Below are 10,915 nucleotides of genomic sequence, written 5' to 3'. Positions count from 1 at the left end.
CCCCCTGTGAGATATGGAAGTCGCTTAGCTCGAGGGAGTTTAGCTTAGTTGTAATTGAGAGGAAATCGAAATTACAATCGGCGGATGAGAGAAACGAAGTTTCTTACCGTTGGCTGAGCTAGACTCCACCCTTTGGGAGTTTAGCTCAGCTGGGAGAGCATCTGCCTTACAAGCAGAGGGTCAGCGGTTCGATCCCGTTAACTCCCATTTTAGCGGGTGTAGTTTAGTGGTAAAACTACAGCCTTCCAAGCTGTTGTCGCGAGTTCGATTCTCGTCACCCGCTTTGAACTTTGTTCAATTACCAAGTTTTTAAAACTTGGGCGCGTAGCTCAGGTGGTTAGAGCGCACGCCTGATAAGCGTGAGGTCGGTGGTTCGAGTCCACTCGTGCCCATTTATAAATATGGTCCGTTGGTCAAGGGGTTAAGACACCGCCTTTTCACGGCGGTAACACGGGTTCGAATCCCGTACGGACTATTTATTGGAGGATTACCCAAGTCCGGCTGAAGGGAACGGTCTTGAAAACCGTCAGGCGTGTAAAAGCGTGCGTGGGTTCGAATCCCACATCCTCCTTTTTATATTAACGCGGGATGGAGCAGCTCGGTAGCTCGTCGGGCTCATAACCCGAAGGTCGTAGGTTCAAATCCTGCTCCCGCAATTTGGCTCGGTAGCTCAGTTGGTAGAGCAATGGATTGAAGCTCCATGTGTCGGCGGTTCGATTCCGTCTCGCGCCATATTTTATTTATAACTTGGAAGGGTAGCGAAGAGGCTAAACGCGGCGGACTGTAAATCCGCTCCTTCGGGTTCGGGGGTTCGAATCCCTCCCCTTCCATTACTTTAGTTACGGGCATAGTTTAAAGGTAGAACTAAGGTCTCCAAAACCTTCAGTGTGGGTTCAATTCCTACTGCCCGTGTTAATATGATTATGGCGGGTGTGGTGAAGTGGTTAACACACCAGATTGTGGCTCTGGCATGCGTGGGTTCGATCCCCATCACTCGCCTATTTTATATTATTGGGGTATAGCCAAGCGGTAAGGCAAGGGACTTTGACTCCCTCATGCGTTGGTTCGAATCCAGCTACCCCAGTTACTATTTGCCGGCGTGGCGGAATTGGCAGACGCGCTGGACTCAAAATCCAGTGTCCGCAAGGACGTGCCGGTTCGACCCCGGCCGCCGGTATAGTAATAAAGACAAGGTTTTCGGACCTTGTTTTTTGATTTAGTGAAGATTTTGATATTTTTCTTTAAGTACTGATAACTGATGAATGATCTTTTTCTTCTTATTCTAGTCATTTTTAGTGTATTTTTGGTATAATATTACTTATTCACAATTTATTTTGATTATGAAAGAGTTTGGTGATTAATGTCTCGGTCTGTTGAATTACTAAAGAAACGTTACTTAAAGAATATAAAAGAGAACCCAGATTTATTTATTGGAATTGAGTTAGAATTTCCTATTGTAAATTTAGAGGGTAAGGCTACAGATGGTGAAGTTGTTAAGGATCTCTTTCGGTATTTACCATTAGTACTGGGCTTTACTATCGAAAAAGTGGATGATTTTGGGAATCCAATTCAGTTGCTTGATCCAGTCAGCCAAGATACGATCTTGTTTGAGGTTGCTTATACGACAATTGAGTTTGCATTCGGAAAGGCTGAATCTATCCGAGAGGTAGAAGAACGCTTTACCTTCTATATGGCTACGATTCAGAATAAGTTGGGGGGAGCTAATCATGCTATTGTTGGCTGCGGCATTCATCCCAACTGGGATAAAAATGAGAATTGTCCAGTGGCTTATCCCCGCTATCAGATGTTGATGGATTATCTGAATTTGAGTAGAAATGTAACTAAATCAGATTTACATCATTTCCCTGAGTATGGAGCCTTTATATGTGGGAGTCAGGTTCAACTAGACATTTCAAGGTTCAACTACCTGCGTGTTATCAATGCTTTTACGCAAATTGAAGCTGCTAAAGCTTATTTGTTTGCAAATTCTGAGTTTTCAGGGGCAGATTGGGATACCAAAATTTCGAGAGATATTTTTTGGGAAGAATCCATGCATGGTATCTATCCAGAGAATGTTGGTGTCAATACTAGACTATTTAAAGATGAGGATGATTTTTTTGACTATTTAAATCATTCTGCGATTTTTACTGCGGAGCGTGATGGGCAGACCTATTATTTTTATCCGATTCAGGCTAGGGACTATTTGGCTACACCTGAAATCCAAGCATTTACCCTTAATGGGGATGAGGTGTTAATTCATCCTCAGGAGGAAGATTTCCAAACTCATCGTAGTTACCAGTACCAAGACTTAACGACTCGAGGGACAGTTGAGTTTCGTAGTGTGTGTACTCAGCCGCTTGATAGGACTTTTGCTTCTGCAGCCTTTCATTTGGGCTTGTTGGTTCATTTAGACAAGCTTGAAGCTTACTTGCGAACTGCTCCATTTTTTACCACAGCTGGTCGTGATTATAAGCTTTTAAGACGACAATTTTCTAAGAAAAAACTTACAGATGAAGAAGAAGCTGCGGTTCTCGAGTTTTCTAAAGACTTACTCACCCTTGCTGAGGAGGGGCTGGAGAAAAGAGATAAGCAAGAAATGGTTTATTTAGAGCCTTTGAAGAAAGAATTGGGATTATAATTTCTCTTATAAAGGGAGAATTTTCTGAAAAATCATGATATAATGGAAGAGACTATAGATAAAGGATAGAGATTCATGACATTAGTTTATCAATCAACGCGTGATGCCAATAATACAGTAACTGCCAGCCAAGCTATTTTGCAAGGTTTGGCGACGGATGGTGGTCTGTTTACACCACTTACTTATCCAAAGGTGGATTTGGACTTTGAAACATTAAAAGATGCTTCTTACCAAGAAGTGGCCAAATTAGTTTTATCAGCCTTTTTAGATGACTTTACGGCTGAGGAGTTGGACTACTGTATCAACAATGCCTACGATAGCAAGTTTGATACTCCAGCTATTGCGCCATTGGTGAAACTGGATGGGCAATACAACTTGGAATTGTTCCATGGTTCAACGATTGCCTTTAAGGATATGGCCTTGTCTATCTTGCCATACTTTATGACGACAGCCGCTAAAAAGCATGGTTTGGAGAACAAGATTGTCATTTTGACAGCGACATCTGGTGATACTGGAAAAGCTGCTATGGCAGGGTTTGCGGATGTGCCTGGAACTGAGATTATCGTCTTTTATCCAAAGGATGGTGTCAGCAAGGTACAAGAGTTGCAAATGACTACTCAGACTGGCGACAATACTCATGTTATCGCTATTGATGGAAACTTTGATGATGCACAAACAAACGTGAAGCACATGTTCAACGATGTGGAACTTCGTGAAAAATTGGCTGCCAATAAACTGCAATTTTCATCAGCTAACTCTATGAACATTGGTCGTTTGGTACCACAGATTGTTTATTATGTTTATGCCTACGCTCAGTTGGTCAAGACTGGTGAGATTGTGGCTGGTGATAAGGTCAACTTCACAGTACCAACAGGAAACTTTGGAAATATCTTGGCTGCCTTTTATGCTAAACAAATCGGTCTGCCAGTTGGTAAATTGATCTGTGCTTCAAATGACAATAATGTTTTAACTGACTTCTTCAAGACACGTGTTTATGATAAGACACGTGAGTTTAAAGTAACAACTAGTCCATCTATGGATATCTTGGTATCTTCAAACTTGGAGCGTTTGATTTTCCATCTTTTGGGGAATGATGCGGTTAAGACAGCTGAACTCATGAATGCCTTGAGTACACAAGGACAATATGAATTGACAGACTTTGATGCAGCGATTCTGGAACTCTTTGCAGCTGAATATGCGACTGAGGAAGAAACTGCGGCAGAAATTAAACGTGTTTATCAAACAGATGCTTACATCGAGGACCCACACACCGCGGTTGCCTCAGCTGTTTATAGAAAATACCAAGCAGCTACTGGCGATGCGACTAAGACAGTGATTGCATCAACAGCTAGTCCATACAAGTTCCCAGTGGTTGCCGTAGAAGCGGTAACAGGAAAAGCAGGCTTGACTGACTTTGAAGCCTTGGCTCAATTACATGACATTTCAGGAGTGGCAGTGCCACCAGCGGTTGATGGCCTTGAAACAGCTCCAGTTCGTCATAAAACAACAGTGGCAGCTGCTGACATGCAAGCAGCGGTTGAGACTTATCTAGGACTTTAAGACAGAGGGAGTAAACTCGGTTGGGAAACCAACTGAGTTTCTTTTCATCAGGAGGAAGGATTGTTTAAGAAAAATAAAGACATTCTTAATATTGCATTGCCAGCTATGGGTGAAAACTTTTTGCAGATGCTTATGGGCATGGTGGATAGTTACTTGGTCGCTCACTTGGGCTTAATCGCTATTTCAGGTGTTTCAGTCGCTGGCAATATTATCACCATTTACCAGGCGATTTTTATCGCTCTGGGAGCTGCTATCTCCAGTGTTATTTCAAAAAGTTTGGGGCAGAAAGATCAGTCCAAGTTGGCTTATCACGTGACAGAGGCTCTCAAGATAACTCTATTGCTGAGTGCACTTTTAGGCGCTTTATCCATCTTTGCTGGGCAAGAGATGATAGGATTTTTGGGAACTGAGCAGGAGGTGGCTGAGAGTGGTGGACTTTACCTATCTTTGGTGGGTGGATCGATTGTTCTCTTGGGCTTGATGACGAGTCTAGGTGCCTTGATTCGTGCAACGCATAATCCGCGTCTACCCCTCTATGTTAGTCTTTTATCCAATGCCTTGAATATTCTTTTTTCAAGTCTAGCTATTTTTGTCCTTGATATGGGGATAGCAGGTGTTGCTTGGGGGACTATCTTGTCTCGCTTAGTCGGTCTTGTGATTTTGTGGTCGCAATTAAAGCTGCCTTTTGAGAAACCGACTTTTGGTTTAGATAAGGAACTATTGACTTTGGCTTTGCCAGCGGCAGGAGAACGTCTCATGATGCGAGCTGGAGATGTAGTAATCATTGCCTTGGTTGTTTCTTTTGGGACGGAGGCAGTAGCGGGGAATGCAGTTGGAGAAGTCTTGACCCAGTTTAACTACATGCCTGCCTTTGGTGTCGCTACGGCAACGGTCATGCAGGTGGCTCGAGCAGTTGGAGAGGATAACTGGGAAAGAGTAGACGAGGTAAGCAAGCAAACCTTTTGGCTTTCTCTGCTTCTCATGTTGCCCTTAACTCTCAGTATCTATGCCTTGGGGACACCATTGACTCATCTCTATACGACGGACCCTATAGCAGTTGAAGCGAGCGTTTTGGTGGCACTGTTCTCTCTACTAGGAACTCCCATGGCGACAGGGACAGTTATATATACGGCAGTGTGGCAGGGATTGGGAAATGCTCGCCTCCCCTTTTATGCGACAAGTATTGGGATGTGGTGTATCCGTATAGGGACAGCCTATCTGATGGGTATTGTTCTTGGTTGGGGCTTGCCTGGTATTTGGGCAGGGACTCTCTTGGATAATGGTTTCCGTTGGTTATTTCTACGTTACCGTTACCAGCGTTATATGAGCTTGAAAGGATAGGAGATGCAAAAAATAGCCTTTATTTGGGATTTGGACGGGACTTTATTGGACTCATACGAAGCGATTTTGTCAGGGATTGAGGAGGCCTTTGCTCAGTTTTCTATTCCTTATGATAAGGAAAAAGTGAGAGAGTTTATCCTCAGGTACTCTGTGCAGGATTTGCTGGAGCAGGTGGCAGAAGAGAGAAACCTGGATGCGGAAGTGCTCAACCAGGTACGTGCCCAGAGTCTGGCTGAGAAGAATACTCAGGTAGTTTTGATGTCAGGTGCGAGTGAAGTGCTAGCTTGGGCAGACCAAGCAGGGATTCAGCAGTTTGTCTATACTCATAAGGGGGACAATGCTTTTACCATTCTCAGAGACTTGGGGTTGGAATCCTATTTCAAAGAGATTTTAACCAGTCAGAGTGGCTTTGAGCGCAAGCCTAGTCCAGAAGCGGCTACCTATTTGTTAGACAAGTATCAGCTGGATCCTGAGAAGACCTATTATATAGGGGACCGGACTTTGGATGTGGAATTTGCCCAGAATAGTGGCCTTCAAAGCATCAACTTTTTAGAGTCTTCTTATGAAGTGAATCACAGGATTCAAGCACTAGCAGCTATTCCTTATATTTTTGAGGATAAGTGACGAGAAGATTGTGTCAGTTTTGTGACAGAAACCTAACAAACTATTTCAAGTAATCGAGTTTGTTACAAGGAATGGACAGTTCTGTTAAATAGGCCCGAGAGGGCTTTTTTTCTGCTTTTTTTGTGTTATGATAGACAGGTACTCATTTGAAAGGAATATGAACGAATGAAGAAAAGAATTATTTTAGCCTCAACAGTAGCCTTGTCATTTGCCCCAGTATTGGCAACTCAAGCAGAAGAAGTCCTTTGGACTGCACGTAGTGTTGAGCAAATCCAAAACGATTTGACTAAAACGGACAACAAAACAAGCTATACAGTACAGTATGGTGATACCTTGAGCACCATTGCAGAAGCCTTGGGTGTAGATGTCACAGTTCTTGCAAATTTGAACAAAATCACCAATATGGACTTGATTTTCCCAGATACTGTCCTCACTACAACTGTCAATGAGGCAGAAGAGGTAACGGAAGTTGAAATCCAAACTCCTCAAGCAGATGCTAGTGAAGAAGTGACGACTGCGACAGCTGATTTGACAACCAATCAAGTGACAGTCGATGAACAAACAGTTCAAGTAGAAGACCTTTCTCAACCAATTGAGGAAGCTCCAACTGCAACAGAGACTGAAAAACCAGCAGAAGTAGCGCCAAGTTCAGAAGTTTCTGAGACAGCGACAGTTGCTGAGGAGACACCATCCACAGAAACACCTGTAGCAGAAGAAACAGCTGAAACGACTCCAGCGGAAGCACCGGTAGCAGAAACAACTAGTCCAGTTGAAGAAGAAGCTCCTCAAGCAGCGACTCCAGCTACTGAAGAAACGGCAGCAACAACTCCAGCAGAAGCACCAGTAGCAGCTGCTCCAGCAACTGAAACACCTGCTGATACAAGAGGAACAAGTGCAACAGAAGAAGCAGCATCAACAGCAACTTCTGACACTGCAACTTCGACTTATCAAGCAGAGCAAAGCCAAACTCCTTCAAGAACGTATGCTGCTCCAGCGGCTCCTGACTATGCAGGACTTGCTGTAGCTAAGTCTGAGAATGCTGGTCTTCAACCACAAACAGCGGCCTTTAAAGAAGAAGTAGCCAACTTGTTTGGAATTACATCTTTTAGTGGCTACCGTCCTGGTGACAGTGGGGACCATGGTAAAGGTTTGGCCATCGACTTTATGGTTCCAGTGAGTTCAGCACTCGGAGATCAAATTGCAGAATATGCAGTCAAAAATATGGCTAGCCGTGGTATCAACTATATCATCTGGAAACAACGTTTCTACGCTCCATATGATAGTAAATATGGACCAGCCTACACGTGGAATCCAATGCCAGACCGTGGTAGCGTAACCGAAAACCACTATGATCACGTTCACGTATCAATGAACTAATAGAAAAAGAAGCTGAAAACTCATAAGGTTGAGGCTTCTTTTTGTTGTTCTAAGTCAAAATGTTTTCAAAGTTATGCTATAATCAAACTGAAGTTGACTGAAAATCAAGTATTTTTATTTTAGTAGAAGGTGAGAACACTATGATGAATAGTTTGAAAAAAACATTTGAGAAAACCATTGATGACTTTGAAAAAGAATTTTGTGGTGAAGTCGTTGAACTCTTGATTATCACTTTGCAAAATGTGGGAGGTGCGACTGTTTTAAAGAATGGATGGAAGTTGCCTTCGGTTCATTTTGTAGCAAGTGTGAATGTGGGGACAAAGGAGTTCTCGGAAATAGAGGGACGTTTGGAGTGGTTGGTGAGTCCAGAGGAATATGAAGAAAAGGGCTTGCTCTATAGCTATAGTTTCGAGCCCTATCAGATTCATCACATCAAATGTCAGAAAAGACCACAAAGGCAATTAGAACCTTATATGGCAGCAGTAGCGAATAACTGTTATCGTCTGCTGGAATACATTGAAGATGGGCAGTCGGATAGTAGATTAGAAGCTCTGATTGCAGAATATGTTAAACCAGTCGTCATCAAAGATTCTATAGGCGAATTCACTTTAAATAGAGCTTATTCATGGTTTGAGGGAAGTATGGATCTTGCGGGAAGCAGGGTTAGCGTGATGTTGGATGCAAATGAAGATGCCAGCTTACCACCAAAATCATTTGGCTACTTGAAAACATTTGTCAGGGATATTGACCGAAGAGACTCTGAAATCCGAGACGTTATAGTAAAAGAGATGTGGGAAACAGCAGAGGACTGGCTAGCTTCAGACGGAGATGCCGAAGTATTAACAGAGGACTATTTTTATAATTCCTTGTATCTGGGGGAACTGTCTATCAGCGAAGCGGGGGATTTGACTCTTTATTATGGAGATAAAGAGGATATTTTTGCTGGGCATGCGGTAGAAGTCAGGGCAGATATTGAAGGAAATATAGAAAATGTGACCTTGGTAGGGTAAATGGACAGCATGTGATTATTTCTTTATTGTGAATAAGCAACTTAGTCCTGTTACAGGAGTTTTTCCATTATATTTTAAAAATAACTGAAATCAGCACCTTCTTTAGAAAGTGCTGATTTTTTTGAGATAATAGTAGAAAGTTTATACTTTTCGGCGTTTGAGAGCGAGCAAAGTTCGATAGAAAATGATTTGGCTGCTCTGGATATAGGGAAGGATTGAAAAACTAGCAATTCCAAAAGTAATCCAATTGAGGAAGTACCAAGGGAGTAGTTGTAGGTCGAGGACAAAGCGCTGGAATTTGTAACCCTTCATCAAGAAACGGCTGGTTTTAAGTATTTGCATTGGTTTAGCCTGTCCTAAATCCAGAGTGTCGCAGAGGAGGAATTCTACTTGCGAGTAGGCATAATGTTGCGGAACGTAGAGGATGTTCCCTACAATCATCAAGATGAGGCTCGCGAAAAAGTAGAGCCCAAAGGTCATAAGGAATTGCTCTGTTTCAAGGGATGAGAGGTCTAATTTTGGAAATTCAGGATGTAGGGCGACAAATCTCCGAGCTAAGAGATTGCTATAAAAGAGAAAATAAACGCCTACTAAGTTTGGAATGCTCCATAAAAAGAGGTAGAAACGTTTGAGGAGCAGAGTTAGGAAGGTTTGCGAGAAGCGCTCTGCAGCAAAGAGGGCTAGACTTGATTTTACTGAGAGTTCTGTATCAGGATCCTTGAGGAGTCGGAGTGTCGCAAAGGCAGCACCTGCTAGAAAAATCGTGCTCACAAAAGAAACCACTAGCGGGAAGAGATAGGCTTGGAGCACTTGTGCCAGCATGCTGAAAAAGGATTGCTCTAAAACATTTTCTTGGAGACGAGCCAAGGGGTTGAGAAAGCCTGATAAGATGACCAGTATGCTAGGTAAGAGATAGACGAGAAAGAGGCGGGGATTTTCAGCCTGAAACTGCCTCGTCTGCAGACGAATAGTTTTTAAATCAATTTTTGGGTATTTCATTCTCTCATTATACCATAGTTCGTGACAGTTCCAGCTTTTTTTGATAAAATCATACAGTATGCCTTTGGGCGCAAAGTATGAACTGGGACTGTTTTTCCCAGCTTCGGAGGTAAAAAATGTCAGATTCACCAATCAAATACCGTTTGATTAAGAAAGAGAAACACACAGGAGCTCGTCTGGGAGAAATCATCACTCCGCACGGTACCTTCCCGACACCTATGTTTATGCCAGTTGGGACCCAAGCCACGGTCAAGACTCAATCACCAGAGGAGTTGAAGGAGATGGGTTCAGGGATTATCCTGTCAAACACCTATCACTTGTGGCTCCGTCCAGGAGACGAACTCATCGCACGCGCAGGCGGTCTCCACAAGTTCATGAACTGGGATCAGCCCATCTTGACGGATAGTGGTGGTTTTCAGGTTTATTCTCTAGCGGATAGTCGAAATATCACAGAAGAAGGAGTAACCTTTAAAAACCATCTCAATGGTTCCAAGATGTTCCTATCGCCAGAAAAGGCCATCTCTATCCAGAACAATCTGGGCTCAGACATCATGATGTCCTTTGACGAATGTCCTCAGTTTTACCAACCCTATGATTACGTTAAGAAATCAATCGAACGTACCAGCCGTTGGGCTGAGCGCGGGTTGAAGGCTCACCGTCGTCCGCATGACCAAGGTTTGTTTGGAATTGTGCAGGGGGCAGGATTTGAAGACCTTCGCCGTCAGTCAGCTCACGACCTTGTTAGCATGGACTTCCCTGGCTACTCTATCGGTGGTTTGGCTGTGGGAGAAACGCACGAAGAAATGAATGCAGTCTTGGACTTCACAACTCAACTGCTGCCTGAAAACAAACCTCGCTATTTGATGGGTGTGGGAGCGCCAGATAGCTTGATTGATGGGGTTATTCGTGGAGTAGATATGTTTGACTGTGTCCTACCGACTCGTATCGCTCGTAACGGTACCTGTATGACCAGCCAAGGGCGTTTGGTTGTCAAGAATGCCCAGTTTGCTGAAGACTTTACACCGCTGGATCCTGAGTGTGACTGTTACACATGTAAGAATTACACACGCGCCTACCTTCGTCACCTGCTCAAGGCTGATGAAACCTTTGGTATCCGCTTGACTAGCTACCATAATCTTTACTTCTTACTCAACCTCATGAAGCAGGTCCGCCAAGCCATCATGGATGACAATCTCTTGGAATTTCGTGAGTATTTTGTAGAAAAATATGGCTACAACAAGTCAGGGCGCAATTTCTAAAGTGTAAAAATAGAATGCCAAAATCCTAAGTTTTCTCTTAGGATTTTTCCTATTTTTTTGATAGAATAGGGAGTATAATGGAATGGAAATTAGGTGGTGTTTTGCTT

General features: G+C 43.3%; 8 protein-coding genes and 12 tRNA genes. 19 read left to right on the top strand and 1 reads right to left on the bottom strand.

Translation table 11 applies throughout. The features are described from left to right. The first annotated feature begins 134 nt into the window (after window positions 1-134). The 18 genes from A0739_RS09455 (at window position 135) to A0739_RS09370 (ending at window position 8,550) form a co-directional block, all read left to right on the top strand. A tRNA-Val gene (locus A0739_RS09455) sits at window positions 135-207 on the top strand. A 5-nt stretch (window positions 208-212) separates the two neighbouring features. Beyond that, window positions 213-283 (top strand) — tRNA-Gly (locus tag A0739_RS09450). Window positions 284-318: 35 nt separating this feature from the next. Beyond that, window positions 319-392, top strand: a tRNA-Ile gene (locus A0739_RS09445). 11 nt (window positions 393-403) lie between these two features. Beyond that, window positions 404-475 (top strand) — tRNA-Glu (locus tag A0739_RS09440). Between the two features lie 6 nt (window positions 476-481). Next, window positions 482-571 (top strand) — tRNA-Ser (locus A0739_RS09435). 11 nt (window positions 572-582) lie between these two features. Beyond that, window positions 583-656, top strand: a tRNA-Met gene (locus tag A0739_RS09430). Between the two features lie 3 nt (window positions 657-659). Then, a tRNA-Phe gene (locus A0739_RS09425) sits at window positions 660-732 on the top strand. Window positions 733-749: 17 nt separating this feature from the next. Continuing rightward, a tRNA-Tyr gene (locus A0739_RS09420) sits at window positions 750-830 on the top strand. An 11-nt stretch (window positions 831-841) separates the two neighbouring features. After that, window positions 842-912: transfer RNA gene (locus A0739_RS09415), tRNA-Trp, on the top strand. A gap of 14 nt (window positions 913-926) precedes the next feature. Next, window positions 927-999: transfer RNA gene (locus tag A0739_RS09410), tRNA-His, on the top strand. Between the two features lie 13 nt (window positions 1,000-1,012). Next, a tRNA-Gln gene (locus A0739_RS09405) sits at window positions 1,013-1,084 on the top strand. Between the two features lie 9 nt (window positions 1,085-1,093). Next, a tRNA-Leu gene (locus A0739_RS09400) sits at window positions 1,094-1,177 on the top strand. Between the two features lie 183 nt (window positions 1,178-1,360). Next, window positions 1,361-2,638, top strand: coding sequence for a glutamate--cysteine ligase family protein (locus A0739_RS09395; protein ID WP_000091647.1), 1,278 nt, complete (start codon window positions 1,361-1,363; stop codon window positions 2,636-2,638). Window positions 2,639-2,713: 75 nt separating this feature from the next. Continuing rightward, on the top strand, window positions 2,714-4,198 hold the full coding sequence (gene thrC, locus A0739_RS09390) for a threonine synthase (RefSeq protein ID WP_061587798.1): 1,485 nt from the start codon (window positions 2,714-2,716) through the stop codon (window positions 4,196-4,198). A gap of 60 nt (window positions 4,199-4,258) precedes the next feature. Then, window positions 4,259-5,539 (top strand): MATE family efflux transporter, encoded by a 1,281-nt coding sequence (locus A0739_RS09385; protein WP_000473978.1) that lies wholly within the window; start codon window positions 4,259-4,261, stop codon window positions 5,537-5,539. Window positions 5,540-5,542: 3 nt separating this feature from the next. Then, complete coding sequence (locus A0739_RS09380; protein WP_001169117.1) at window positions 5,543-6,163, top strand: HAD family hydrolase; 621 nt, start codon at window positions 5,543-5,545, stop codon at window positions 6,161-6,163. A 165-nt stretch (window positions 6,164-6,328) separates the two neighbouring features. Next, the gene (locus A0739_RS09375; RefSeq protein WP_061587797.1) at window positions 6,329-7,540 is read left to right on the top strand and encodes a LysM peptidoglycan-binding domain-containing protein; all 1,212 of its coding nucleotides are present in this window, start codon (window positions 6,329-6,331) and stop codon (window positions 7,538-7,540) included. A gap of 143 nt (window positions 7,541-7,683) precedes the next feature. Next, window positions 7,684-8,550, top strand: coding sequence for a DUF2262 domain-containing protein (locus A0739_RS09370; protein ID WP_225904036.1), 867 nt, complete (start codon window positions 7,684-7,686; stop codon window positions 8,548-8,550). A 141-nt stretch (window positions 8,551-8,691) separates the two neighbouring features. Here A0739_RS09370 and A0739_RS09365 read toward each other — a convergent pair whose 3' ends face one another. Continuing rightward, complete coding sequence (locus A0739_RS09365) at window positions 8,692-9,549, bottom strand: DUF975 family protein (RefSeq protein WP_061587796.1); 858 nt, start codon at window positions 9,547-9,549, stop codon at window positions 8,692-8,694. Window positions 9,550-9,665: 116 nt separating this feature from the next. Between A0739_RS09365 and tgt the strand changes: the two genes are divergently transcribed. Beyond that, window positions 9,666-10,808, top strand: a complete 1,143-nt coding sequence (gene tgt / locus A0739_RS09360; RefSeq protein ID WP_001285237.1) for a tRNA guanosine(34) transglycosylase Tgt — start codon at window positions 9,666-9,668, stop codon at window positions 10,806-10,808. Window positions 10,809-10,915: the final 107 nt, after the last annotated feature.

Origin of the sequence: Streptococcus oralis (assembly GCF_001588645.1) — a bacterium.
GTDB lineage: Bacteria > Bacillota > Bacilli > Lactobacillales > Streptococcaceae > Streptococcus > Streptococcus oralis_AB.
This window is presented reverse-complemented; position numbering and strand designations above follow the sequence as displayed.